The following is a 25,476-nucleotide window of genomic DNA, read 5'->3' as shown; positions in this document are numbered from 1 at the left end:
GCGACCTCGAATACTAGTGAGCCAGAGTATTTTTCGTCTTGAATCTTTGATTCGTAGCACACTGCGGTGACTATCACAGGCTTGTTGAAGTCAACCGTGTCGTCTTGGCCGATTAACTGAGGTGGGCCATCTATCAGATTGTTCCCCGGATATCCGAGACTACTCTCTGCCTTCGCAGGGGAGAGGCCTATTAAGTCGATGAAATTTACGGTATGCGGTTTCACCGGTGACGTGTTGGCGGAAATATTGGGTAATTCCACTCTGTCGCTAGGGCGAAAAAGGAAGAATGCCAAAATTCCTGCAATTACTAGCACAACAGCGGCGGCCGGAATGAGAATTCGCTTTTTCATTACTTATAGCCTCTCGACCTTGGTAGTCATTCCCTCGATCGGCACCTTGACTATATAAGTTTCGGTACCCTCGACCTGCTTTGTCTGAGTATTGTATTTGTCTGCAGTAACACGGTAGATGTTGTACGCCGGGTACGCCATCAACGTCTCACCAGGCTTCAACTCACCTGTGTCGAAGGAGTAGGCATTACCGTATTCTACTGTCTTAGTGGTGCTTATTCCGTACTTTGCAGTGACCGAGGCATTGACAGAAGCTGCCGCTGCCGAACCTGCTGTTCCACCTAACTGGCCGCCAACTTCCTCGGTGGTAGTGGTGGTTGACGCAGTCTTTTCCGTCTTGTCGCATTTCAACTTGTATCCACAAATGTAGATTGGAGTCTCTCCGATTACGTGGTCCACGTACTCGGTGCTCGTAACATTGTAGTCGTAGTCAGGATAACATGGGCCAAAGCCCAGTCCGTAGTTGTTGCGATGGTATCCATCCTCGCAGCGGTCGCCAAATGGTTCGACCTTTGTGTGACCGTCATTAGCATCGTGCCACAAACTATGGTCTACATTGCTCAGAGGTTTTCTGACAAGGGCGGTAGGTACTGGTTCCGGCGTTTGACGGTCAGGTGCGGCAGTCGTGGAGGCTGATGTTCGCTGACGCGGTTTGACTCTCTCGGTGTTCGGAGACTCGCTTGTTGTGTTTCTTGGTGCCCGCACGATGGGCGTTTTGCCAGGAGCAGGTATGTCGGTGGGCGCGTGGACACCCATGTTGGGGCCTGGCCCTGGTGTTGCTGTTGTGGTTCCTGGCAATGTTGCTGGTGGTGCGGTGCTGGGTGTGGTGGGGGTGGTGGTGTTTGGGTTTTGGCAGGTGTATGGGACGGGTGGTGCGGGTGCGTCGGAGATGGTTTTGCCGGGGTGGGTGGCGACCCAGGATTGTTTCCACGCAGTGTTGTAGGTGTTGGTTTCGCGGGCGCAGCGTTCGGCGGGTGTTTCTGCTGAGGCGGTCGGGATGGCGAGGACGGCGATCGCCAGTGCGACGGCGAGTGCCAGGACTGCGGTGATGCGGGCAAGTAGACCCGTGATCGGTGCCCGTGTGCGGGCTGGTGTGGTCTTCATGGTTAGTTGCTTCCCCCTGGTTGTTAGAGCCACATGCGGGCTGAGTAGACGGTGGTGGTGTCGTCAGAAGTCTTGGTAGACACCGAGAAACGAGCCAGTAACCTGACCGTGGTCGGTCCTACACATCCATCTACTGAGACTCGGATTTTTTTGGCTCTGATGGAGGCGTGATCGGTTTGCAGGGTTTTTTTGCCGAGGCTGAATTCGCTGATTTTGCCGGGGGCGAGTTTGGAACTGATGCTTGGTGCGACTGAGGCGCTGCCGCCGATGCTGGCGCTGGGGACGCCGCTGATGTTGACGCTGGCGTTCGGCCCAATCGACGTCGCGAGGCCGAGGGTGGCGCCATCGGAGACATCGACTTGGCAGCCGATGATCAACACTTGTTCCAAGATGGCTGATTGGACGTCTTCGCGTCCGGCACCGGTAATGGTGCCCTTCACTCGCGAGGACACCCATCCTTCGCGGGAGGCAAAACTGTTCGCCACATTCGACATGGGGTTGACGACCAACTCCGAGGCCCGTAGGTCAATGTTCCAGCCGTCATCGGTGACGAGGTGATCGTGTTTTGACGCTAGCGGTGTGGGCGTAGCGTTCGCCGTCCCGGCTAGTCCTGCTGTTGTGAGAAGTGCGGCTGCACAGGTGGCAGCGATCACCCCGACCCGACGAAACGTTCGTGTACCCCTTGTGTGCTGCGTTACAACCAGATGTGGTTGTCAAACTGTGAAATGAATATGATCGATGACTATCGAAGATGCGCAACTGTCATTTTCGGGGCGACTGCATTCGTGCGGGTTAGCGGCCCTAAATTGTTTTCCGGACCGGAAACAGACAGCATGAACAGGAGTCTTGACGTGGCACTATGCCTGCCGTCACCAATCAGAGCGACACACTGGTTTAGGCCAAAGAGATTGCGTTGCGGACCCACCTGGTGGGGCCAATCGGAGTGGGTGACAGTCAAGTGCGCAGCGGCGTCGCGGCCACGCCTTCGTTTGGCACTCCGTGGAAGCACTCGCTAGCAGCGTTCGATGTCGATGTCGCCTACTTCACTGCCGACTTCACCACCGCGTTGCGCACGCAACGATGACAGAACGGGTGTGGCGCGCCCGCGCGGACCGCACCAACCATTACCTTCTGCTCGCTCAGGCGATGGTCGATCTTCCCCGGGACGAGAATTCAACGGCGCTTGCACCGTTGCGCTACTGAGGCTCTTGGCTGGGTTGGTGACTAGACCTCGTATCGGGTATCGAATTTCTATGGGATTAACGAAACATGAGCTATTCTGTCTGGGACAGTCGAGAATCGCGAGGGGTGTTTCTCGAAATCTGTCTAAGAATAGGTGACATCTTGCTGCGGCAGAGCATGGTGGCCGAAGCGTGGCTGTGCGCCAAATGCTTCCCGCATGAGCGCTGCGAGTACACAGCTGAGAAGGAGGGTCAAGGGAGCGAAATTCCTTCGCGCCGTGGGTTATTCAGCCGCGGCGGACGCTGCAAGACATATCCCGCGCGGACGGTGCTAATCGGTCGTGCCACGTCAACGGCATATCGAATCGGACATGTACGCGACTATCGATATCCAACAACGAGGCTCGGATCGATACCCGTGCCGGCATCGCGCCGACGAACAGTACAACGCTGCTCGTCGGCGCGACGTTGCCATCGCAGGCAAGGCCCACGCGATCGGAATGACAAGCGGAGAAATTAGATACCGCGCAGCATCCGCGCGGCCAGTCCCAACGCGGCAACCATCAGGACCGCACCGATTGTCGCGGTCATGCCCACGCCAGCCGCGAATGCGTCATTCGCGTTCTGTACCAAGGTGATTGCCTGATCTGCGGGCAACTTGGCTGCCGTCTCGTGGGCGCCTCCCAAGGTGTCCAGCGCGTCGGTGCCCGGCGTCTGAGCTAGATGGGATCGATAGATCGCGTTGAGAACACTGCCCAGAACCGCGGTGCCCAGAACCGCGCCGAACTCGTAGGCGGTCTCTGAAATCGCTGATGCCGCACCGGATTTCTCAGCGGGAACCGCTGAGATGATGAGGTCGTTGGAGACAGTCTCCGTCGCGCCGATGCCGATCGCCAACACCACGAACGCGCCAACCAGCATCACCAGACTGCCTGTGCCACCGGCGATCAGGCCGTACCCGACCGCCGACAGACCCAGGCCGAAGCACACTATGACCACCGGACGCCAGCGGTTCACCGCGGGTACTGACAGCAGGCCGGCCGCGACCATGCCGATGAGGCCGGGAACCAAGACCAGCCCGGCCGTCATCGGGCTAAGGCCATGGACCAGCTGCAATTCCTGAGAAGCGAAATACAGGAAGCCGACCAGCGCGAATACCGACAGCAAGTTCACGAGCACCGCGCCGCTGAACGCACCGCGCAGAAAAAGCGACATGTCCAGCATGGGCGTCGGCAGGCGCAACTGACGTCGAACGAACAGCGCTCCCATCGCCACGCCGAATGCGATGATCGCTAGGCCGGCGGCTGTGACTCCGCCGGAGGCTAATTCTTTGATGCCATATACCAGCGATCCCATCGCTGCGAAAACCATTGTGATGGAAAGGAAATCGATCGGGCCTGGTGTCTCGTTGCGCGACTCGGGTAGGAAGATCGGACCGAGCACCAGGAGCGGTATCAGAACCGGAACAGCAAGCAGGAAGACCGAACCCCACCAGAAATGCTCCAGAAGGAATCCGCCGACGATCGGGCCAAGCGCTGCGCCCGCGGCAAAACCTGCCGCCCAGATCGCGATCGCGATCCGTCGTTCGTTGCGGTCGGTGAAAATATTGCGTACCAGCGACAGCGTCGACGGCATGAGCATCGCACCGAAGACGCCCATCGCGGCTCGGGACGCGACCAATGCCGCAGCGGTTGGTGCGAATGCGGCGACGATCGAGACCGCCGCGAACCCAGCGCCGCCCAGTAGCAGCATCCGGCGCCGACCGAACCGGTCCGCGAAGGATCCCATCGGAACTAATAGAGCTGCGAGGACCAGTGGATAGATATCGATGATCCATAGCAGTTCGGTTCCAGACGGCGCCAGCGTCGTAGAGATCTGGGGGAGTGCGAAACTCAGCACGGTGTTGTCGATCGACACCAGCAAGACCGGCAAGAGAAGTACCGCCATGGCCAGCCAGCGTCGGCGCGATGAGTCTCTGGTGGAATTGCCCGACGCACCGCCATTCGATCGGCTCGTGCCGGTATTCCGCAGCGCGGAAGTCATGCCCACTCTCCTGATAGTCGGTTGTCAGCCTCTTGACCACCGAAACTATACCGTCTAGACGGTATTCATACAAAATGACTTCAATTAAGTAGGGTTGACGCCGTGCCGCCACCACCAGCCGCCCGAATCAAGGTCCTCTACGCGTACGCCGAGATCCTTGCCGACGGTGGTGAGCGACTCGCGACGCTCGACGCGGTGGCCAAACGTGCCAAGGTGTCCAAGGGTGGGCTGCTGTACCACTTCGCATCCAAGTCGGCACTGGCCGACGGCTTAGCTGAGTTCCTGGACGAACTAGTCGCCGACGATGTCCTCGCGATGCGTGCTGACATCGACGGTCCGGTCGCCTATCTGCTGCGCACCTCGCATCACCTCGATGAACGATTCGAGTTGATCTACCAGGCCGTCGCACGTCTCGCGATGGGTTCGCATGACCGGGCCAAGGCGTCGATCGAATCGGCCTATGCCCGTTGGCAACAGGAACTCATCGATGCCGGCGCCGATCGTGCCGTGGCCGCGACAATTCTGCTGATCGCCGACGGGCTTTCCTTGCGCAGTGCGACATTCGGGTCCGACCGCGCAGAAAGCCTGGGCGGCATAGGGATTGACGACATCGTTAACATTGCGCGCACGATCGAGGGCATCGGTCGCTGACGAGGTTCGTCGCAGATTCGGAGTCAGGCGCCGACTTTGGCAACGGCCCTGGCGAAGTATTTCTCGAATTCGGCGACGTTCGCTTCGGTACTACCTGACGTGTCCGCGGCGGGAAGGAAGATCAGAAACAAGCTGACGGTCACATCGCGACGATTCGCATAGCCGACAAGTGTGCTCGGCACCGTCGAACCGTCGTCGCGTGTGATCACTGTCTGTCGCAGGACATAGCTATGCGGAATGGAGTTAGGGACGTGGTTGAAGGTCATCTCCACGGGGATTCCCGGTGTCGTCACGGTTTGCTTCGCGCACCGTCCGACGACTGACCGCGCAACCGCGGCAAGGTCGTATTGGGGTTTCACGACAAGTGCTGACAACAGTATCCCCTGCCTGGGGACGGCGTTGATGCCATCGATATCAGTGGCGGAAGCGTTCGCCTCCGTCAGTCGTGTGGTGCACCCCGGATCATCTGAGGTGGCAGTCGAATTGTTGGCGGTCGCCTTACGCAGTTCACCCTGATTTGGGTGCTGAAATTTGGCGCCCGCCGGAAAATCTTCAGCGGTGAGGAGGTATTGCTGCAGCGAACTTGGCTGTGCACTCGACTGCTCATCAACCGACTCGTTCTTGGAGGTTGCGCATCCGGCGAGCAGCGCAATGGCGAGCAGGCGATGGCGAGCATCGATGTTGCCGCGGTGATTCGAAGTCTCACGCCGACACAGTATCGGTGTCTGAGTCAGTCTTGGCGGCATCGTGGGCCAGCATTCGATTGGACTACGACGCGCGGCATCCTCGACGTTGTGACGAACCGCTGTGCCACCAGTTCGACGCTCAGTTCATCTGTCGCAGAAGGTCTTTGACGAACCGGATTGGCGCCGACTGCCACAGCGGTATGTGGTCGAGCATCGCGTGGCCGCCGCCGGGCACCTCGACATAGCTTGCGTCCACTCCGCGCGCGGTGAGTTCGGCGATGCCCTTGCGGGTGCGGTGTGCGTAGGTGGTGGTGTCCGAGCTACCATGAATCGCCAAAACCTTTGCGCCACCGTGGATCTGACGCCAGTCGGCGAATTGCCACCACGGCGCCAGTGCGACAACTCCGATGACCCGGCGGTCGCTGCCGAGCTGTGCTGCGATCCGTCCACCCATTGAATGACCGACGACGACGATAGGCGCGCCCGGATTGTCGGCGGCCAGCGCGTCGAGCGCGGCGCGCGCATGCCACATCGGGCTGGCCTGCTGGCCGTTCCAGCCGTATACGCGATAGCGGGCCTGGTCGACGCGCACTCGCGGGCCGAACCGTGCGCGCAGTGCCCAGGTGAATGGGTACATCCGTAGCGCGGACGGCTGCAACGGCGAGAACGGCTGATAGCTGAAATCGGTGCCACCGGGAAGTACGAGGATCGACAGTGCCGGGCGTCGGATGGGGAACAATCGATTGTCCTTTGGTCGAGGCATCTTCGTTGGGGTGATCTCGCCGTCACCCTATGTGAGGCCCGCGCCGACACTCCAGCTGTTGTTTAGCTCGGCGGGGGTCGTGAGCACGATGTCCTGGCACAATAGCGTTCATGACAGCGCATCCACGAGCGGGTACGCCCGCCCGCCCAGAGGATCTCATCGATGTCTCCGCAGTGGAGCGCGCCTACTATGAACTTGAGCCAGATCCCCTAAATCCGTTGCAGCAGGTGGTATTTGGCACCTCAGGGCATCGTGGTTCGAGCCTGGACGGCGCTTTTAACGAGGCACATATCCTGGCCACCACCCAGGCCATCGTCGAGTACCGTGCGACGGCGTCGATCAACGGCCCGCTATTCATCGGCTTCGACACGCATGCCCTGTCGATTCCCGCGTGGCGCAGCGCTATCGAAGTGCTGGTCGCCAACGGTGTTGAAGTGCTGACCGCGGACAACGACAAATTCACGCCGACCCCGGCGGTCAGCCACGCCATTCTGCGTTTCAATCAGGAACATCCGGGCACACTCGCCGACGGCATCGTGGTGACGCCGTCGCATAACCCGCCGCGTGATGGTGGATTCAAGTACAACCCGCCGTCCGGCGGTCCGGCTGATACCGCGATAACTTCGGTCGTCGCCGCTCGCGCCAACCAATTGCTGGCGAACCGGCTCGACGGGGTCGCACGGGTACCGTTCGAGAAGGCGCGACATTCGCGGCTGGTGGTGGAGTATCCGTTCTGCACCGAATATGTGGATCACCTGGGTGAAGTTGTCGATATGGCGGTCATCCGCGATGCCGGTGTTCATATCGGTGCCGATCCGCTCGGCGGCGCGTCGGTCGGCTATTGGGCCGAGATCGGTTTCCGATACAACTTGGAGAATCTGTCGGTGGTCAATCCGACCGTCGACCCTCGGTTCGCCTTCATGACTTTGGACACCGATGGCAAGATCCGGATGGACTGCTCGTCACCTAACGCGATGGCCTCGCTGGTGGCCAACCGGAGCCAGTACGACATCGCCACCGGAAATGACGCTGACTCCGACCGGCACGGCATTGTGACACCCGACGCCGGGCTGATGAATCCCAATCATTATCTCGCGGTCGCGATCGAGTATCTGTTCACACATCGGGCCGATTGGACCGCAGACGCCGCTGTCGGGAAGACCCTCGTGTCATCCTCGCTGATCGATCGAGTGGTCGGCGGTATCGGCAAAAAGCTGCTTGAGGTGCCGGTCGGTTTCAAATGGTTTGTCGACGGTCTGCTCGACGGTTCCATCGCTTTCGGCGGCGAGGAGAGTGCCGGTGCGTCGTTCCTGAAATTCGATGGTTCGCCGTGGTCGACCGACAAAGACGGCATCATCATGGCGCTGCTGGCTTCGGAGATCCAGGCTGTTACCGGCGATAGCCCGAGCCAGCGTTACGCCGCGTTGGCACAAAAATACGGTGAGTCGGCATACGCGCGGATCGACGCCCCGGCATCGCGCGAGCAGAAGGCTGTGCTGGCCAAATTGTCCGCCGACCAAGTCTCGGCAACCGAGTTGGCGGGTGAGCCGATCACGGCCGTCCTGACCGAAGCTCCGGGCAATGGTGCCCCGATCGGCGGGCTAAAAGTGACCACCGAGAACGCGTGGTTCGCCGCGCGGCCGTCGGGAACCGAAGACGTCTACAAGATCTACGCGGAGTCATTTAACGGTGCTGATCACCTCACGCAAGTGCAGCAGCAGGCACAGGAATTGGTCGATGGGGTACTTGGATAACGACGAGCGTGTTTTGCCGCACAGATAATGCCTGCTCAGGGTCTTCTTAGCTGGCGCGCACTATTGTCGGAGTGGTGAAACGTTGGGTGCCGTGGCTGAGTCTGGTCGCGCGTTTTGGGTTAGCCGCGGTTCTGATCAGTTCCGGTGGACTCAAAGCGATGGACCCGGATCAATCAGAGATAGCGGTACGGGCGTACCACATCCTGCCGGAGTCGCTGATCTACCCGACCTCGCTGGTGCTCCCGATGTTCGAGATCGCCCTTGGCCTGCTGATCCTGATTGGTCTGGCGGTCCGGCCGACAGCCGTCGTGTCGGCGTTGCTCTTCGTAGTGCTGATCGGCGTGATCGCGTCGGTGTGGGCGCGCGGTTACAAGATCGACTGCGGATGTTTCGGTGGCGGCGGCGAAGATGCGTCAGTCACCTGGCGGCACTATCTGACCGAAATCTTGCGCGATGTCGGCTTCCTGGTACTCGCGTTGTGGCTCAGCGTATATCCGCGTACCCGTTGGGCGCTCGGTCTTGGATCGAGGCTGCGGGCGCCCACGGACGACCGCAGCAATAATGTCACCGATGAGAAGAAGGAACTGGTGTGAGTAAGCAGCCTGGATCAATTCCGAAGGCCAACAACGGATATCAGCCGTCGTCGACGTCGAGCACGGTAACCTATGTGCTTGCCGGCCTGGCGGTCGTCGTGATCGCCGGTTTGGTAATCGGCGGGGTGATCTGGAACAGCCAGCGAAACAAGGGCGGCGTTGATGACAAAGTTCTTGCCGACAACGCATCACTGATCGTCGGGTCCGCCGAAGCCGGCCACACCATTGATGTCTTCGAGGACTTCATGTGCCCGGCCTGCGGCGCATTCGAGAAGCAGTCGGGTGAGTCAATCGTGAAGGCCGTCGAAGACGGCAAGCTCCGCGTACGATTCCACATGCTCAACTTCCTGGATTCGAACTCGTCGTCGGGGAATTACTCGTCGCGGTCCGCGGGTGCCGCGCAATGTGTCGCTGGCGGTGAGAAGCCCGAGGTGTTCCTGAAGTTCCACTCGGCCTTGTTCGCTCAGCAGCCGCAGGAAGGTGGCAGTAGCGACCTGTCCAACGCGGATCTCGCGAGGATCGCCGGGGAGCAGGGCGCGAGCGCCACGACGCAGAAGTGCATCTCCGACGGCGCGAAGATTGATCAGGCAAAGAAGGCTGCTGACGCCTCGCAGACCCAGCTTGCCAAGGCGTCGGGCGGACGGGTTGGCACGCCGACCGTCCTCAGCGCTGGTGCGCCGCTCGGCATCTCTGATCCGAACTGGTTGCAGAATCTTCTGAACGCCAAGGCGGAGTAGCGTGGGGCCGCGAGAGTCCGGCGGATTTGGGCTCTCGCGACCGTCTTAGCTGTCCAGGCGATTTGGATGCGGTTGCGCAGATGGTGTAGTTTTTGCTCTTGCACCGCGAGCAAGATCGCGTGGCGAAAAATTGAACACGGGGCTATGGCGCAGCTGGTAGCGCACCACACTGGCAGTGTGGGGGTCAGGGGTTCGAGTCCCCTTAGCTCCACAGACAAGAAGCCCGTTCCGACCTGCGTCGGAACGGGTTTCGTCGTTGGATGCTGAGCTGCGATACGCTTCGAACCCGCGCGCACTCGAAAGATTGCGATCTCGCATTGAAAGTGCCAGATCGTATGATCGATGGAATGATGTCAGGCGGCGACGTTGATTCCCCTCGACGGTGGTTCAGTTCAGGCGATAGCCGAAGACCACGACTACTGCTGAGAAATCTCGCCATCCCGTTCAGCGCGACTGTCGCGACCGCCCTCGCCGCGGTCATGATTTTGGCGAGCTATTGGGAGACCTGCGATATCAATGACAATGTCGCCGGAATCTTGATACTTGTGGTGTACGGCCCGTCAATCGTTGTGATTTCCGGTGTCCTTTTCTATCTCTGCGCCATAGCGCTGTGGAGTTCCGGCGGATTGATATTCTATCTGGCCACCGCGGCGGTTGCGCTGCTCTGGCTTTGGGGGTTCGTCAACTATGCATTCGCCGAGAACCAAGACTACGTTCGTGACGAATTTCAGTGTAGCGGCGGAGTCCCGCCGTGGTGGCCATCGTCGATCCCGCTGCCTGCGCTGTCCTGACCGGCCACCGATCTCGCCCCTTGCGGATATCGTCCCCTTCATGGAGGTCAAAGGGCATATTGCCCTTCCATGCGCCGCACGGGGATGAAATTTTGCCGGATGGGTCCATTCTGGCGAGAATCTGAAGAAGTCGACCGCTTCCAGCGAGCAGTAGGTTCGCCGCCGCGATCGCGGGCCGCTCACAACCTCCGATGACGGTAAACGTCCCGGACGTTCAAACTGAAGTATCGGCCGACGCTGTTGGCACCGAGGAGTGCGAGGTGCGTGGATGCGGGCACATCGAAGTATTGGTAGACCGAGCCGCTGTTGAACTCGACCTCCAACGTTTTGGCCTTCTCGTCGTAGCCCACTGAGGTGAGACTCGAACTGGATACCGGAGTGCGGTGCATCACCCGTCAGTCTACTTGCGGTGATAGTTCACGCCTGTCACCGAGCGTCAGGATCGATGAACGTCGTCCATGCGGTCTCGACGGCCGGTGCTTCGGCGCTGGACGGGAATTGGGCGGGTGGAGTGAGATTACTGTCAATCTCAAAGCCGCTGGCATCGACGATCATCGCGCTCGGCGGGGGCTGCCGCCAGAAACGGATGGCTTTGTCGAAGTCACGCAGTTGCGAATGCGGGAGGCCGATATGCTTGCGCCACAATCGTGTCCGCAGTTCAACTGCGTAGCTTTTCCCCAGGAAGACATCCAGAGTGTTGGCGTCGGAGAAGCCGACTACGCACTCGGTGTCGAGGGTGTAGCCCCGGTTGTCACAGTTGGCCGAGCCGACGATCACATATCCGTCGTCGAATATCCATGTCTTGCTGTGTAGGTATGTGCCACACACCTTTTGCCGCTCGGGGTCACCAGAATCCTTTAGAACGTACATACCCCAGCGCTTCCGCTGAGGATCGATCTTCAACAGGTCACGCCGGAATTCATTGCGTTGTGTGACAAGGAACTTGAAGTCCGAGGCAGCCGCACCCGAGCCGTTCATCACCATCAGCAAGTATTCGAACGAGGGGTCCGCGAGCTTGGCCAGCAACGCTTTTCGTGCCATGCGGCTTACCAGGTACTGATCCTCCAGATAGATCCAACGCTGAGCCCTCGCAATGCCGTGTTCGATCATTTCCCATGCCGAATAGTCGCCGGCCGATGCGAATGTGTATGTGCCACCGGCTTTGTTGCTCGCGAAGGTCCTTCCGATTGTGGCGTAGGCGTCTATCGACCGTGATTTCGTCGCACCCGGAAGCCAGGTGGTCGACGGCAGACTTCCGCGATCGAGTCGGGCCGGGTCGGGAAAAGCGATCTTTCGCCTGGCGTCGGTTGTGAGAATCGTTGTTCCAGAAAGCCGTTCGTCTCGCGTCGCCGCCGTCGGGTGATCCATCCAGCGGTCCTCGAATATCTGGCGCACGTCCAACGCCGCCGGACCGGTGATACGCACCTGCACGTCATGCCACGGCTCGCCCGCCGCGGGGTTGACGGTGACTCGTGACGGCGCGAGATCCATGCCGCCGAGAAACGCCACCAGTCCGAATATCCCTTGTACCACAAGGGCTTTCTGGTGGTGTATCCCCAGCGGGGGCAGGCGGCCGTCGATCACCGCCGCACCATTGGGCAAGTTGTTGATCATGTCGGCGATCCACTTGTTCTCGACGCCGGTATTGATACTTACCAACGGGGACACCGCGATCCGTCCGTCGTAGAACAAGCCACGAATCTGCGCCCGTGAGTTCTTCAGATGGTCCTCGAGTGTGCCGCCGGCGCCGGGTACCAACTGCACGCCCTTGTCGACCGACCAACCGATGAGGTAGATCCGGTGTTCGGGGAGAAACGCCGTCTTCAATGCCTCGGACATGTCGGCGAAAGCGCATTTCCCATTCACGTACGGGATGATCTCGTTGCCCGCGGTCACCTTTCGTGTGGTGGGGAACCAGTCTTTGGACCGCACCACTCCACGTTTGCGGTAGGCGGGATCTTCGACGTTGCGCGCCGGAACCTTCGCCAGCGCTTCGTCGTCGCTCTTGCAGTTGCCGAATGCCAGTGTGGGTGTAGCGGGTGCGGCTGGCGCTGCCGGCACTTTGATCGGTGCTATCGCGGGCGGCGGGTCAGCCATCGCACCTCACAGTCCTTTCAAACTGTATTCGGTGGCGACAACCTGCTCGGTCGGCAGAATCTCGGTCCACTGGCTGAATACTTTGAACGGCTCCTTGCCGAACGAGATGCCGCCGGCGAGCGGGTCGAAGCCGTGGGCGAATACGGTCTCGGTTGGCAGCGCCAAATCTGAATTGGGATCACCTGGTCGCACGGGGACAGGTGTCAACGACTCCTGTTGTTCCTCAGCGATTTTCGCTGCGATCATGAGTAACACGTCCCGAAGTGACTTGTCTTGATATTCGGCCGGATCCTCGGCGGCGTTGAAGGGGTAGGGCTCGTCGAGCCCTTCGGTTCCGGCTACCTCTGGCCGACTCAGGAATGTCATCGCGTCCTTTTCCCGTCCGGGCCGGATCGGCAGTACCGCTTTGACCCACGGGGAATTGAGGAATGCGTTGCGATTGGCGTCGCCGTCGAGTTGGAGGAACCAGCCAAGCGAGGCGCCCAGAGGCGCGGGTTCAGACTCGTCGGTGAACAGGTATCGGTCGCCGTGCACTAGCGTGGTCGACTGCAGGTTTCCCGCGGAATCCATCGGGAAGCCTTGGTGAGCTCGCGGCTTCCACCATTCTGGCGCAACGAAATACAGCATCGCCTCGATGTCGAAGAAGTAGCGAATGAGTTCGGATGCGACGTGATAATCGTCGTTCTCCCAACCCGCTGTCTTGCCGTATAGACGTGAGACTATCGCGCGGTAGATGATGCTGCGTTCCTCCTCGCGGAGGTCTTCGGGTCGCCGAGACTGTACCTTGCTGGCGAGCTTGATGCGCTTGCGCAGCGTTTGATAGAAGAGTCGTTCCTTTTCCGCGGCAACGAGATCCGTGTAGTCCTTGCTTGCCGCCGCGTTCTTCGCGTCGATTGCATCCGTGGTCGCCTTGCTGGCTTTGTAGACCATTGTCGCCTCGAATGGAATGGCGTTCTTCCCGCCGAAGTTGGCCTTGAGCAGTCGGATCCTAAACTTGTTGGCGGCCTTGGCTGGGTTGGGCTTGAGGTCTTCTTCGGTGATCGTGAACTGTACGGGCTCATTCTTGAAGTCGATATTCCCGATGGTGTCGAGTTCGAAGCCTTCTGGAGCTGGTGGCAGGTCGATGTCGAATTTGAACTGGATAATATTGTTGGCGCCCGCGTCGGTTTCGTAGATGCCGTGGTCGCGATTATCACTGGACACGAAGTAGGTCAGGTCGTTGTCATCATCCCCGCCGTTGTGCTGCAAGAACGGGATCGCGAACGGGTAGGTCACCGGCTTATTCGGGGGATGCGGAATGACATCTGGCCGTTTAATGTCAGGGCTGAGCGCCTCTGCCTTTTCGTGGACGAATTCCCCTGTGTCCAAGGTGCTTCCAGGGTTGTCAACGTACAGTTGCCAGCACAACTGCTGGCCCTGATCCTGCACCTGAACCGCGACCTTACGCATCTTGCGGCTCAGTTCGTAGCTGACGAGCCGGTCGGTGGTGTTCTGCAGGACATAGCGTCTGCTCGAGGTATCGGTGGTCTCGGTGACGGTGCGGAAGGTGGTCTTGAAATTCTGCTTTACCTCGCTGGAGAGTTTCGATGTCTGTTCGCGCATCCGCTTGTGGGTCTGCTCCTGCGCCTGTTTGCGGGAGGAATCCAGATTGAACGAGGAACTGCCGCTGGCCTGGAATATCGCACCAAAACCTCCGCTGGCCGATGTTGTGACACCAAGTTTCATGTCAGTGGCGTTCTCTGTCTTCACGGCGTCGGCGATTTCGTCACGGACACTTGATGATTGCTCGGATCTCTCGATGGTCTCGACGGACTGTTCCATCGTCCGCTCGATAAGCGTGCGCCGAGTGTTGACCTCGACCAATTCGACTGTGCCGCCCGGACTGATCCACACGTGGCCGACGGGCGGGCCGAGGAAGGTGCCCAACTCGAAGAAGTACTCCCGGAAACGGTGCAGGATCCCGATCGGTGACAGGAACATCTCCTTCGACGGATGTCGTTGTGCCAGTAGCTTTACCGCCGCTAGCGCACGTTCCCAGGGCTGGACTTCGTGGGCGAACAGTTGCGGGACGATAGTCGCGTCGGTGTTCTGCAAGTCCTGTAATAGTCGAGCGGTTGCCATCTCTCGGGCGGGGGCGGCACCGTCGGCATTGGCGGCAAGCGCTGGCGCGTTCAACGTGGCCATCATCGTCATGATGGGAGAGTCGGGGGTATCGGCGAGCAAGGTTTGCCACAGGTCCGGGTCGGCCATGTCGGCGGCTCGTGCGCGCACGGCGAGTTCGCGGCCGATGGAGGTGCCGGTGAAGTCGGTGATACGCGGCGCGGCCAAATGTGGTCCGGGCGCGGGTGCCTGTTCCAGATCTGCGAGACGTACCGCCTGGGCGAACCTGTTGGCCATTCCCATGTGGACGCGTTCACCTTGCAACTTGCTTCGCCATCCGATCAGGGGCTGGTACACCCCGAAAGGCTCGCTCGCATACGGCATGATTCCGTTCGGAAGTGATTGCGGCGCTACGACATCGGGCGGTCTCTCAACCGGGTTCACCGGACGCGGCGGCGCTGGCACATCTGGTATCGAAAGCACCCACCCGACCTCGATATGGTCGGGGTTGCGAATCGCGTTGGCAGCGGCGATGATTCCAAACTTTCCGGGGTCGCCGTAGAAGCGCTGGGCGATCGCGGAAAGCGTGTCGCCCGCGACTACCGAATGCACCCGGCCGAGGTCGGGCAGTGTCAGTACCTGGCCGACGTTGATCATATTCGGATTGGCGATGCGATTCGCCGCCGCGATGAATCCGAACAGGCCAGCTTGGCCGTAGAAGCGCTGGGCGATCGCGCTGAGTGTGTCGCCGGGGGCGACCGTATGTGTACGTGGCATCGGATGCTCCTTGCGCTCGATATCTTCCGACTTCGAACATAGGAAGAACGAGCGTGTGGCACACGAGTAGTGCTCTACCCCATCTGAGCGAGGTGAGCACTCAGCGACGGGCTACTTCAGCGCAACGCCTCGATGATCAGCTGCTGCACGTTGGGATCCCGCGGGAGAGTTAGGTGGTCGACGCGGTCATCGGGAAAACGGTCCTGTACTACGACGTTGTGCACCGACGGGCCGGTGAGCAGACCCGACCGGGCCGGAGTGACGACTTGATCGAAACGGGTGATGATCGCCGTGTAACTGATTCCGGCAACTGTGTCGCCGGTTCGGTTGGTCTCGGTCAGAAAGGCGGATCCGGACAGTTGGTCCAGTGCTGCGGGCCCGAGTATCTGTGGAGCATTGTCCCGCAGTCCCCGTGTCTGTCGGGGCAATGTGCCTTGTGCGCCGACGAGTGTGCTCAGTCCATGAAATGTGGTGCCGTGGTGAGGAGAACCGAGAGTGACCACCGTGTGCACCGCCGCGCCACCCTCGTCGAGCAGATAACGCCGGGCGACCAGGCCTCCTTGCGAATGCCCCACCAGGTCGACTTTTGCGGCTCCGGTGCGCTCGCGGACGAGCCGGACGAAACTACCCAATTGCCGCGCGGACGCCGCTATCGGTCCGGTCCCGTAGAGCCCAGGCACCGAGCCGGTGACTGACCGGTCGTCCTGCCCGTAATTGAAGGTGAATACCGCGAAGCCGGCGTGATTCAGCCGATTGACCAGGGGAGCCAGTCGGTGCGCCGACGCCCAGGTGCCGTGGACGAGGATGACCGGTTGTCGGTGCGCTCGTGGGAGCACTCGGTCGAAATGATTGGCCTGCAAGGGGATACCCGCGAATGCGTAGGACGGTAGCGCTGACCGCGACGCCAGGGAGCCGGGGGCGCCGTAGGCCGGTGACCCAATGAAACTCAACACGACACCGAGGAGAATCGTGAGTGCGCCGATCACGGCTCGAATTCTCATGACGGCCCGAGTGATCCGACCGATTCCGCTTCGGCCGCCACTTGCGCCTCGACCAACGGCCGCACTCCTTCGGCGAACCAGTACGCCTCTTCGACATGGGGCTGACCGGACAGGATGAAGTGGTCGATGCCGAGTGCGCGGTACTGGTTGATGAGGTCCGCTACTTCGGCGTGGCTTCCGACCAACGCGGTTCCCGCTCCCGGCCGTACTAGCCCATACCCCGCCCAGAGACCCGGATGAACTTCCAGATTGTCAAGATCACCGTTGAGTTGGAGTTGTCGACGCTGTCCCTCCGACTCTGACTGCAGCAGCCTATCTCGCGCCAGCGCAATGAGATTCGGGTCCATTCGGTCGAGCAACTTATGTGCCTCGGCCCACGCCTCTTCACGAGTGTCCCGCGAAATGACATGTGCGCGAATACCATAGGTGAGTTCACGTCCGTATTTTGCTGCTCGCGATCGCACATCGTCGATCAACGCGCCGACCTTCGCGGGTGGCTCCGTCCAGGTGAGGTAGGTGTCGACGGTCTCGGCCGCCACTTCACGCGCCGCCTCACTCGCCCCACCGAAGAACACCGGCGGGGTCGGCGTGGGTGGGCGTGACACCACCGCACCGGTGACATCGTAGTAGTCGCCAGAGAAATCCTGCGGAACACCTGACCAGGCGCCCCGGACGATCTTTACGAACTCCGCGGTACGTGCGTAGCGTTCCTGTTTGGTCAGTCGATCGCCGAACCGCTCTTGTTCCTCGCGATCTCCGCCGGTGACTATGTTGAGCGCCAATCGATTTCCGGATAGGTTCGCGAAAGTAGCGGCTTGCTGCGCGGCCAGGGTCGGGGTGATCAGACCCGGGCGAAAAGCTACCAGGAACTTGAGTCGGCTCGTTTCTGGAATGAGCGCCGCGGTAGTCACCCAGGCATCGAGGCACCAGGTTCCGGTTGGTGTGAGTACTGACTCGAAATCGAGTCGTTCGGCAGTCTTAGCGACGAGGGTCAGGTAGTCGAGATCGGGCGGACGATGTACCGAAGCGGTGCCCAGAAAACCGGACGACTGCAGTGCGCCGACCACCTCCCGGCCGTCGCCAGACGTCGGTAGAAACCAGTGAAAGTGTGGGCTGCTCAACGCATTCTCCTATTCTCGAGGTCGACGTTTGCCGACGCCGAGGTAGCCGAGCACCGTCTCGCGCAATTCGACCAGGCGCAGGTCATCACGTTCGCGGGGCCGATCGACATCAACTGACACCTGGTGAGCGATGACCCCGCCGTCGAGCACCAGGACTCGATCGGCAAGTATCACCGCTTCCTCGACGTCGTGGGTGACCAGGAGGGCGGCGAAGCGGTGGTGTTGCCAGAGCCGAATCAAGAGGTCATGTGCGCTCAACCGAGTCAGGGCGTCGAGCGCGCCGAAGGGCTCGTCAAGCAGAAGGAGATCGGGGTTGCGAACCAGTGCCCGTGCCAACGATGCGCGTTGCGCTTCACCGCCGGATAGCGTGAGCGGCCAGGCATCGACCCGATGTTCGAGCCCGACTTCGGTAAGTGCTTGCACCGCAGAATTTCTCGGGTCTTGGTGCTTCAGGTTGAGCGCGACGTTCTTGCTCACAGTGCGCCACGGCAGTAGGCGCGGCTCCTGAAACGCGATAGCTGACGATCCGGTCACCGTGAGGTGTCCGCCGTGACCATCATCGAGGCCAGCGATGACCCGCAGCAGTGTCGATTTCCCGGACCCGGACCGACCGACCAACGCGACTATCTCGCCACGGCGCAGGGTGAGGTCGATTCCGCCGAGCACCGCGACGCTGCCGAATTCTCTGGTAATCCGTTGTGCGTCTACGACGGTCGTCGCAGGAGCCGTGGCAGTCATCGTTGGGTCCTCCAGCGGAGCAAATAGGCTTCCAGGCCTCGCACAATCGAATCGCTGACGAGTCCTAAGATCGCGTAGATGACTAGGCCGAGAACGATGATGTCGTTGCGGAAGAACGTGCGGGCGTTCATCACCAGGTAGCCCAGTCCGGCATCGGCGTTGATTTGTTCGGCGACGATCAGCGATAGCCACGCGACGCCGAGCGACAACCGAAAGCCGGTGAGGGTGCTGGGCATCGCCCCAGGCAGAATCACCGTGCGTGCCAACCCGATTCGGCCCAGGCCCACGGACCGGCCAGCCTCGATGAATTTGGGATCGACGCCTTTGATCCCCGACACCAGGTTCAGATAGAGCGGAAAGAGCACGCCGAGAGCGACCATCAGGATCTTCGGCTGTTCACCGATGCCGAACCAGACCACGAAAAGCGGAATCAGGCCGAGGAACGGGACCGTCCGCAACATTTGCAAGGGTGGGTCGATCGCAAGGTCTGCTACGCGAAAGAAGCCCACAAGCAGACCGAGGATCAGCGCGACGCCGACGCCGAGAACCAGGCCTAGACCGACCCGTTGCAGCGAGACTTCCAGGGCTGACTGCAGGCTGCCGTCCGACCACAACTCCTTCGCCGCGGCCCACACTTGTGTCGGCGGCGCCAGTTTGCTCTCGGGGATCACCCCGCTGCTCGACAGTATCTGCCACAAAAGCAGGAGTATCAGCGGTGAAATAAGTCGCAGGAGAGGCGATTTAGCAGCTCGTGCCCAAAATGAGGAGCGATTTCGCCTCGCCGTGGGTGGCGCCACGGTGCCGGCGGATGCCGTCGCCGATCGCTCGATGAGACCGGTCATTTCCCGGTGCCGGCGGAGCTGATCGCGTCATTGAATCCGGTATCGAAGAACTCCTTGGCAGTCACCTTGCCGGGAATGACTTTCGCCTCGGCGAAGAGGTCGATGAGGTTCTGTTGTTTGGCAATGACTGCGTCGGTGGTCGGCACGAGCGGCCCGGACCCAGTGTCGAAGGTAGCGCGTGCCACGGGCTCGGGCAGGGTGGTGAGCTTGCTGTAGATCGGAATCCATTGGCTCGCATGGGTAGTCGCCCACAAGTTGGCACGGGCGATTCGAGCCAGCAGATCAGCGATGGCGGCTTTCTTGGCCGCGTCGGCGATCGCCTTGTCGGAGGCCAGGAAGTACACCTGCTGGGTGGTCAGGCCCGCGCCGTCGGATATCACCTTCGCGTGAGCCTGCGCGATACCCACCGTGGCGAATGGGTTCCAGACGGCCCATGCGTCGACCTGGCCCGCGGTGAATGCGGACAGTGCTTCCGGCGGACTGAGGTATGTCGCCGTAATATCCTTCGGTGACAGACCCGCCTTCTTCAGCAGAGCCAAGACCAATCCATGTGAACTTGAGCCCTGGGTGAAAGCGATCTTCTTACCCTTCAGGTCTGCGATCGACTTCGCGCCGGATCCCGTTGGCACCAATAGGAAGTCGTTGGGTTTGGTTCGCGCCTGTGTGCCGACGATCTTGAGTGGCGCACGCGACGCTTGCGCGAAGACCGGTGGCACGTCGCCGGTTCCACCGAAGTCGACTTTGCCCGCGGCGGCCGCTTCGAGCAGGGGAGGTCCAGCCTCGAATGCCGCCCATTCGATCTTGTACGGCAGGTCCTTGAGTTCGCCCGAGGCATCGAGCAGCGACTCGTTCACCTTGACCTGGTCGCCGACGGTAAGAGTGACTGTGCTCAAGTCGGCTGTACCAGTTCGGTTTTCGCCAGAACTGGTACCGGAGCCGGAATCCGAAGACGAGCACGCGGCGACTGCCAACCCCACCACAGCGGCCAGAGCTACCAGCGACGCGCCTAATCTCTTCCTAGTCAAGGCTTCTCCTCAAGATAGCGGTGAGGGCCCGACCGCTCAGGTGGGAAGTCTCATAATTCCGCGCGGGGGGCATACACCGTGGACGGTCGTCGTGACCGCCAACGGAGATGATTCGCGGGCCGGAAGTTTTGGAGAAGGGTTCGATTCAGTGAGAAGGAAAGTCGCGTCTCAGTCGTTGAAGGTTTCGACCGCCGCGCGCTGGTGAAGGCGTTGAAGGGTCTCGGTCTGCCGTACGGCCTGCCGGTCATACTCGGCGAGCCGCTCGTGAAAGTCATCGCCGGGGCCGTGCAGCGACAGGCCCAATTCCCACATCGCCTTCTTGGCAAGGACCAGCGAACGCATGACTTCAAGGGAGATAGTGCGGCGTAACGATCCGCGAAGTGGCCGCAAAGCGCCAAGTGCGACTTTCATCGCGGCGGTCAAACCAAATATTGGCGCCGTCCATATCTCGGGCAATCGACTGTGATGTGAGGCCAACTGCGTGGCGAATGCAGCTTCGTCGCCGAGTTCGCCGGGTAGCTCATCGAGCTCGCCACCCATCCACGGATCCGTCGCGAGCAATTCGGCGAGCCGTAGCCCACCGCTCGCGCCGACGAGATGGATCCTGATGTACATGGCCAATGCTTGTTGGCGAGTGGTTTCACTCATGGCTGGCGTCTCCTACATTTCGCCCGGACCGTGTCGTCGCGCCGCCGCCAGCTCCGACGATGTGACTGCGCGTCCCATCATGATTGCCACAATCGAGTAGTTCTAAACCTCACGGATTCTCACTGTGTGGCCCACGACAGTAGCCGGTCGGCGGGCCAGGTCGTCACGATGCGATCCGGGTCAACCCCATGTGCGGCCGCGCGCTGTGCACCGAGGATCACGAACTCGAGTTGTCCTGGGGCGTGTGCGTCAGAATCGATCGCGAATAGGCAGCCGGATTCCAGTGCGATGTCGATCAATTCGTCTGGTGGGTCGACCCGTTCCGGGCGTGAGTTGATTTCCACTGCTGTGTTGTGCTCGGCACACGCGGCGAAAACCTTCGCGGCGTCGAAGGTTGATGGCGGTCGATGCCCACGACCGCTGAGCACGCGACGACCGGTGCAGTGGCCGAGAACGTTGACTCGTGGATCACTCACCGCGTTGACTAACCGCGCGGTCATCGCGTCATGGTCCATCCTCAGCTTCGAATGTACCGAGGCGGTGACGATGTCGAGTTGCCCGAGCATCGAATCGGTCTGGTCCAGCGAGCCTTCGTCGAGGATGTCGATCTCGATTCCCTTAAGGAGTCGAATCGATGATGTGTCGCGGTTCCAGCCATCTATCTGCCCGATCTGATCGGTCAGGCGTTCGGCGGAGAGTCCGTTCGCGACGGTCAGTCGGGGTGAGTGGTCGGTGATGGCCAACCATTCGTAGCCCAGAGCTGTTGCCGCGCATGCCATTTCTTCGATCGGAGCTCCGCCGTCGCTCCAGTCGGTGTGTGCGTGCAGGTCGCCGCGTGACGCACCCACCAGGTCTTCGGCGCCGTCGACCGGGAATGGCTCAGGCATCTGCTGCAGTCGGTCGAGGTATTGGGGTACTTCGTCGCGACTCCGCGACGATTCGGGCAGTGGTTTTGCCAATGTGCGCGACCTCGGTGAGAGTATCTGCCGCGACGCGCTTGGCCAGTTCATCGGCGTCAAGAGCGGTGACAGCATGGCCTGCCTTGCGGAATGCTTCGACCCGATAGGTGCGTTCGCGTTGGCGCTCCAGTAACCAGGCGATGCGCTGTAGTGCCTGGACCGGGGCGATTGGCGCGGTCAGAGGTTGCAGCGGCCTCATCGCTGAGGGCTCTGAATTCTACGTTGGTCGCCCATCTAGTCAGGATATTGCCAGCGGTCATCATGTTCCATCCGTCGATACCCATCTCTGGCTCGAGCGACCGGTTGTGATCGGCGCCGCGGTTCGGGTGCGACGATAGACTCCATGACCGCAACTCTCGTCGCCAAGGACATCTCCGGCGGCTATGCGCACCGCGTGCTGTTCGACCATCTCGATCTCACTGTCACTCCCGGCGACGTGGTCGGTGTCGTCGGAGCCAACGGGGCCGGCAAATCGACATTGCTCGCGATCCTCGCCGGTGAGTTGCCGCCGCTGGCCGGCTCAGTGTCACGTGCGCCGGCCGATGCATTTGTCGGATGGCTGCCGCAGGAACATGAGCGGGTCGCCGGCGAGACAGTGGGGAAGTACATCGGGCGACGGACCGGCTGCGCTCACGCCACCGAGGCGATGGAGACTGCTGCCGCCGCCCTTGCCGACGAAGGCGAGTCCAGCGAGTGCGCCGATCGCTATGCGGCGGCGCTCGATCATTGGCTCGCCACCGGTGCCGCCGACCTCGACGAGCGCATTCCTGCCGTTCTTGCCGATTTGGGACTCGACGCCGGAGTGGTTGAGCCCGGATCGGCACTGATGAGTGGCCTGTCCGGTGGACAGGCCGCGCGGGTGGGGTTGGCTGCGTTGCTATGTTCGCGATTCGACGTCGTGCTGCTCGACGAGCCGACCAACGACCTCGATCTTGACGGGCTGGCGCGGCTGGAGGAAGTCATCGCCGGCATGCGCGGTGGCGTCGTATTGGTCAGTCACGATCGAGAGTTCTTGGCGCGCAGTGTTACTCGGGTCATCGAACTAGACTTGGCGCAACACACCAACACTGTGTACGGCGGCGGCTACGAGAGCTATCTGGAAGAACGCGAGGTCGCGCGGCGGCATCGGCGCGAAGAGTACGAGGAGTTCGCAGACCGAAAGGCCGACCTGGTCGCGCGCGCCAGAACACAGCGCGAGTGGTCGAGCCAGGGCGTTCGCAACGCGATGCGCAAGGCCCCGGATAACGATAAGAATCGACGTCGGGCGGCGACCGAGTCGAGTGAGAAGCAGGCGCAGAAGGTTCGCCAGATGGAAAGCCGTATCGCGCGTCTCGAGGAGGTGGCTGAACCTCGCAAGGAGTGGGTCCTCGAATTCACTATCGGATCCGCGCCACGCTCCAGCTCGGTAGTCGCGACGCTCAGTAATGTCGTTGTGCGACAAGGTGATTTCACACTCGGCCCGGTGTCGGTACAGGTGAACGCAGGTGAGCGGATAGGTATCGTCGGCCCCAATGGCGCAGGCAAGTCGACCCTACTTGGGGTGCTACTCGGCCAGATCGCGTCCGACGGCGGGGCCGCGAGCCTCGGCGCGAATGTCGCGATCGGCGAAATCGACCAGGCGCGTGGACAATTCGCGGGAGAAAAGCTGCTCGCTGAGCGATTCGAAGAACTCGTTCCCGACTACTCGACCGCCGACGTCCGCACCCTGCTCGCGAAGTTCGGGCTGCGCGCCGACCACGTCGAACGGCCGGTCGCGGATCTGTCGCCAGGGGAGCGTACCCGGGCCGCACTGGCGTTGCTGCAGGTCAAGGGGACTAACGTATTGGTGCTCGACGAGCCGACCAACCACCTCGACTTACCCGCGATCGAACAACTCGAATCGGCGCTCGATTCGTACGACGGTGCGCTGCTGTTGGTCACCCACGATCGTCGGATGTTGGAGAATGTCCGGATCGATCGTACGTGGCGGGTCCAGGACGGACGGGTCACGGAGAACTGAGCGGTCATTACTGCTGAACTCAGTAGGTCAGGTGTGTCCCAGGAAGAATTTCCCTCCAGCAGCTTGTGAACGCAGATTTGCGCAGTTATGACTGCGTGGTCGCCGCTCCTCGATACCCTTATCCTGTGCGTCCGCTGCGGTATTCGATCAACATCACCCTTGATGGTTGCTGCGATCACCGCGAGGGGGTGCCCGACGAACAGACACATCTGCATGCCGCGCAGACGATTGCCGAAGCCGACGCGATTCTTCTCGGCCGGACCACATTCGAGATCATGCGTGACGCGTGGCGAGGGCCGGAGTTGGATCCAGGAATGCCCGAATGGACTAAGCCGTTCGCCGAGGCGATAAATTCGGTGAAGAAGTATGTCGTGTCGAGCACGCTGGCCGACGTTGACTGGAACGCGGAATTGCTGCGCGGCGACCTACGGCAAGCAGTCATCGACCTCAAGAGTCGGCGGGGCTACGGAATATTTGTCGGCGGAGTTCAACTGCCGCTCGCGTTGGCGGAATGGGGGTTGATCGATGAGTGCGAGTTGGTCGTGCACCCCACGGTCGCCGGGCATGGCCCGTGGCTCTTCGAGGGACTGTCTCACCCGCTCGGCCTGAAACCATTGAGCCGTAAAGAGTTTCGATCGGGTGTGGTGGCAACGCGCTATGAGGTCCGCAAGTAGACTCCCGAACCGGGTTAGTGAGGTGTCCGAATTCTCGCTAGGGTGACTCATATGGCGGAGGATTCAGACGGCGGCCTGCGGGTTGGCCACTCGGAACGTGAGCAAGCCATCGGATTGATTAACGATGCGTTCACCCAGGGATACCTCGACGTCGTCGAGTTCGAGGAGCGCTCCGGCCTGGTCTATGGAGCCCGCACGCGTGCGGATTTGCGACGCGCTGTGGCAGAACTGCCTACCGCCGGACAACTCTTCGGTGATGCCGTCGGCGATGTGGCCACGACGCCGGCGGGAGCGTTCGATTCGCCTGTTGAGATCCTCGACGCCGACTGGTCGACGATCCGCCGCAAAGGCAAATGGAATGTCCCACAACGGCTGAGACTCACCGGTTCGATGGGGACGTTCGATCTCAATCTGAGCAAAGCAACATTGCCGAGTTCGGTCGTCGACGTCGAAATACAGGTGTCGGCGACGACGGTGAAGATCAGGCTCGGGGCGGACCATGAGATTCGCTATTCAGATCTGATGAGAAGCGGTTGGTCGACTATCAAAGACAAGTCCGGCTCGCCTGCTCGCCCAGCCGGCCCGGTGATCAACATACGCGGATCGATCTCGGCGATGACCAGCGTGGTGATTACCCGCGGGTGACGGGTGAGGCCGCAGCGTGGTGGCCGGATTCCGGCAGATGACTCCCCGAGTAGTGAAGTTGCTGGAGATGGACAAGGCCGGCGGCGCCTGTAAACGCCCCGGCCTCTGGTTCAACAAGCGAATTACAGCCTCGCGTGAACTTGCTGAATACCCTATCAGTCGAAACGTCAGTAGTGAAATCGTGATCAGTCTCGAAT

Annotated in this window: 23 protein-coding genes, 1 tRNA gene and 1 pseudogene; 10 read left to right on the top strand and 15 right to left on the bottom strand. The window is 60.8% G+C overall.

Annotated features, from left to right (window positions below):
- Positions 1–353 precede the first annotated feature (353 nt).
- Together AAFP29_RS21020 and AAFP29_RS21015 are read right to left on the bottom strand one after the other, a co-directional pair.
- Complete coding sequence (locus AAFP29_RS21020) at positions 354–1,454, bottom strand: hypothetical protein (RefSeq protein WP_419219356.1); 1,101 nt, start codon at positions 1,452–1,454, stop codon at positions 354–356.
- A 23-nt stretch (positions 1,455–1,477) separates the two neighbouring features.
- The gene (locus tag AAFP29_RS21015; RefSeq protein WP_419219355.1) at positions 1,478–2,107 is read right to left on the bottom strand and encodes an MspA family porin; all 630 of its coding nucleotides are present in this window, start codon (positions 2,105–2,107) and stop codon (positions 1,478–1,480) included.
- 290 nt (positions 2,108–2,397) lie between these two features.
- On the opposite strand from AAFP29_RS21015, the gene AAFP29_RS21010 reads away from it, so the two are divergent.
- Positions 2,398–2,538 carry a hypothetical protein gene (locus AAFP29_RS21010; protein WP_419219354.1) on the top strand — a complete coding sequence of 47 codons (141 nt, stop codon included), beginning with the start codon at positions 2,398–2,400 and terminating at the stop codon, positions 2,536–2,538.
- Positions 2,539–3,151: 613 nt separating this feature from the next.
- Here AAFP29_RS21010 and AAFP29_RS21005 read toward each other — a convergent pair.
- Positions 3,152–4,678: an MFS transporter gene (locus tag AAFP29_RS21005; RefSeq protein WP_419219353.1), complete on the bottom strand. Its 1,527-nt coding sequence runs from the start codon at positions 4,676–4,678 to the stop codon at positions 3,152–3,154.
- Between the two features lie 102 nt (positions 4,679–4,780).
- Between AAFP29_RS21005 and AAFP29_RS21000 the strand changes: the two genes are divergently transcribed.
- Positions 4,781–5,329 (top strand): TetR/AcrR family transcriptional regulator, encoded by a 549-nt coding sequence (locus AAFP29_RS21000; protein WP_419219352.1) that lies wholly within the window; start codon positions 4,781–4,783, stop codon positions 5,327–5,329.
- 23 nt (positions 5,330–5,352) lie between these two features.
- Here the strand turns inward: AAFP29_RS21000 and AAFP29_RS20995 are convergent, their stop codons facing one another.
- Both AAFP29_RS20995 and AAFP29_RS20990 read right to left on the bottom strand, forming a co-directional pair.
- Positions 5,353–6,075, bottom strand: a complete 723-nt coding sequence (locus tag AAFP29_RS20995) for a hypothetical protein (RefSeq protein ID WP_419219351.1) — start codon at positions 6,073–6,075, stop codon at positions 5,353–5,355.
- 79 nt (positions 6,076–6,154) lie between these two features.
- On the bottom strand, positions 6,155–6,778 hold the full coding sequence (locus tag AAFP29_RS20990) for an alpha/beta hydrolase (RefSeq protein ID WP_419219350.1): 624 nt from the start codon (positions 6,776–6,778) through the stop codon (positions 6,155–6,157).
- A 110-nt stretch (positions 6,779–6,888) separates the two neighbouring features.
- On the opposite strand from AAFP29_RS20990, the gene pgm reads away from it, so the two are divergent.
- The 5 genes from pgm to AAFP29_RS20965 all read left to right on the top strand — a co-directional run bounded on the left by pgm (position 6,889) and on the right by AAFP29_RS20965 (position 10,653).
- A complete protein-coding gene (pgm, locus tag AAFP29_RS20985; protein WP_419219349.1) occupies positions 6,889–8,532 on the top strand; it encodes a phosphoglucomutase (alpha-D-glucose-1,6-bisphosphate-dependent) in 1,644 nt (547 codons plus the stop codon).
- A 74-nt stretch (positions 8,533–8,606) separates the two neighbouring features.
- Positions 8,607–9,125, top strand: coding sequence for a MauE/DoxX family redox-associated membrane protein (locus tag AAFP29_RS20980; RefSeq protein WP_419219348.1), 519 nt, complete (start codon positions 8,607–8,609; stop codon positions 9,123–9,125).
- Positions 9,122–9,862 carry a thioredoxin domain-containing protein gene (locus AAFP29_RS20975; protein WP_419219347.1) on the top strand — a complete coding sequence of 247 codons (741 nt, stop codon included), beginning with the start codon at positions 9,122–9,124 and terminating at the stop codon, positions 9,860–9,862. Before AAFP29_RS20980 ends, AAFP29_RS20975 begins: the two co-directional genes overlap by 4 nt.
- Positions 9,863–10,000: 138 nt before the next feature.
- A tRNA-Ala gene (locus AAFP29_RS20970) sits at positions 10,001–10,073 on the top strand.
- A gap of 136 nt (positions 10,074–10,209) precedes the next feature.
- On the top strand, positions 10,210–10,653 hold the full coding sequence (locus AAFP29_RS20965; protein ID WP_419219346.1) for a hypothetical protein: 444 nt from the start codon (positions 10,210–10,212) through the stop codon (positions 10,651–10,653).
- Between the two features lie 179 nt (positions 10,654–10,832).
- Here AAFP29_RS20965 and AAFP29_RS20960 read toward each other — a convergent pair whose 3' ends face one another.
- The 10 genes and pseudogenes from AAFP29_RS20960 to AAFP29_RS20915 all read right to left on the bottom strand — a co-directional run bounded on the left by AAFP29_RS20960 (position 10,833) and on the right by AAFP29_RS20915 (position 22,160).
- Complete coding sequence (locus AAFP29_RS20960; protein ID WP_419219345.1) at positions 10,833–11,042, bottom strand: KTSC domain-containing protein; 210 nt, start codon at positions 11,040–11,042, stop codon at positions 10,833–10,835.
- 37 nt (positions 11,043–11,079) lie between these two features.
- Positions 11,080–12,750, bottom strand: coding sequence for a phospholipase D-like domain-containing protein (locus tag AAFP29_RS20955; protein ID WP_419219344.1), 1,671 nt, complete (start codon positions 12,748–12,750; stop codon positions 11,080–11,082).
- Between the two features lie 6 nt (positions 12,751–12,756).
- The gene (locus tag AAFP29_RS20950) at positions 12,757–15,627 is read right to left on the bottom strand and encodes a LysM peptidoglycan-binding domain-containing protein (protein WP_419219343.1); all 2,871 of its coding nucleotides are present in this window, start codon (positions 15,625–15,627) and stop codon (positions 12,757–12,759) included.
- 116 nt (positions 15,628–15,743) lie between these two features.
- Positions 15,744–16,613 (bottom strand): lipase family alpha/beta hydrolase, encoded by an 870-nt coding sequence (locus AAFP29_RS20945; protein ID WP_419219342.1) that lies wholly within the window; start codon positions 16,611–16,613, stop codon positions 15,744–15,746.
- Between the two features lie 11 nt (positions 16,614–16,624).
- Positions 16,625–17,749, bottom strand: coding sequence for an LLM class flavin-dependent oxidoreductase (locus AAFP29_RS20940; RefSeq protein ID WP_419219341.1), 1,125 nt, complete (start codon positions 17,747–17,749; stop codon positions 16,625–16,627).
- Between the two features lie 9 nt (positions 17,750–17,758).
- A complete protein-coding gene (locus tag AAFP29_RS20935) occupies positions 17,759–18,487 on the bottom strand; it encodes an ABC transporter ATP-binding protein (protein WP_419219340.1) in 729 nt (242 codons plus the stop codon).
- Positions 18,484–19,185, bottom strand: a complete 702-nt coding sequence (locus AAFP29_RS20930) for an ABC transporter permease (protein ID WP_419219339.1) — start codon at positions 19,183–19,185, stop codon at positions 18,484–18,486. The genes AAFP29_RS20935 and AAFP29_RS20930 overlap by 4 nt, the downstream gene beginning before the upstream one ends.
- Before the next feature lie 140 nt (positions 19,186–19,325).
- On the bottom strand, positions 19,326–20,222 hold the full coding sequence (locus AAFP29_RS20925) for an ABC transporter substrate-binding protein (protein WP_419219338.1): 897 nt from the start codon (positions 20,220–20,222) through the stop codon (positions 19,326–19,328).
- A gap of 300 nt (positions 20,223–20,522) precedes the next feature.
- Positions 20,523–21,002, bottom strand: a complete 480-nt coding sequence (locus tag AAFP29_RS20920) for a hypothetical protein (RefSeq protein WP_419219337.1) — start codon at positions 21,000–21,002, stop codon at positions 20,523–20,525.
- Between the two features lie 119 nt (positions 21,003–21,121).
- A pseudogene (locus tag AAFP29_RS20915) lies at positions 21,122–22,160 on the bottom strand (PHP domain-containing protein).
- 144 nt (positions 22,161–22,304) lie between these two features.
- Here AAFP29_RS20915 and AAFP29_RS20910 point away from each other — a divergent pair.
- The 3 genes from AAFP29_RS20910 to AAFP29_RS20900 all read left to right on the top strand — a co-directional run bounded on the left by AAFP29_RS20910 (position 22,305) and on the right by AAFP29_RS20900 (position 25,279).
- A complete protein-coding gene (locus AAFP29_RS20910) occupies positions 22,305–23,960 on the top strand; it encodes an ABC-F family ATP-binding cassette domain-containing protein (protein ID WP_419219336.1) in 1,656 nt (551 codons plus the stop codon).
- Positions 23,961–24,085: 125 nt separating this feature from the next.
- Entirely contained in the window at positions 24,086–24,634 is a 549-nt protein-coding gene (locus AAFP29_RS20905) for a dihydrofolate reductase family protein (protein WP_419219335.1), read from the top strand.
- A gap of 51 nt (positions 24,635–24,685) precedes the next feature.
- Positions 24,686–25,279: a DUF1707 SHOCT-like domain-containing protein gene (locus AAFP29_RS20900; protein WP_419219334.1), complete on the top strand. Its 594-nt coding sequence runs from the start codon at positions 24,686–24,688 to the stop codon at positions 25,277–25,279.
- The last annotated feature ends 197 nt before the right edge of the window (positions 25,280–25,476 follow it).

This window comes from Gordonia sp. CPCC 205333 (assembly GCF_048537885.1).
In the GTDB taxonomy this organism is placed as follows: domain Bacteria; phylum Actinomycetota; class Actinomycetes; order Mycobacteriales; family Mycobacteriaceae; genus Gordonia.
This window is presented reverse-complemented; position numbering and strand designations above follow the sequence as displayed.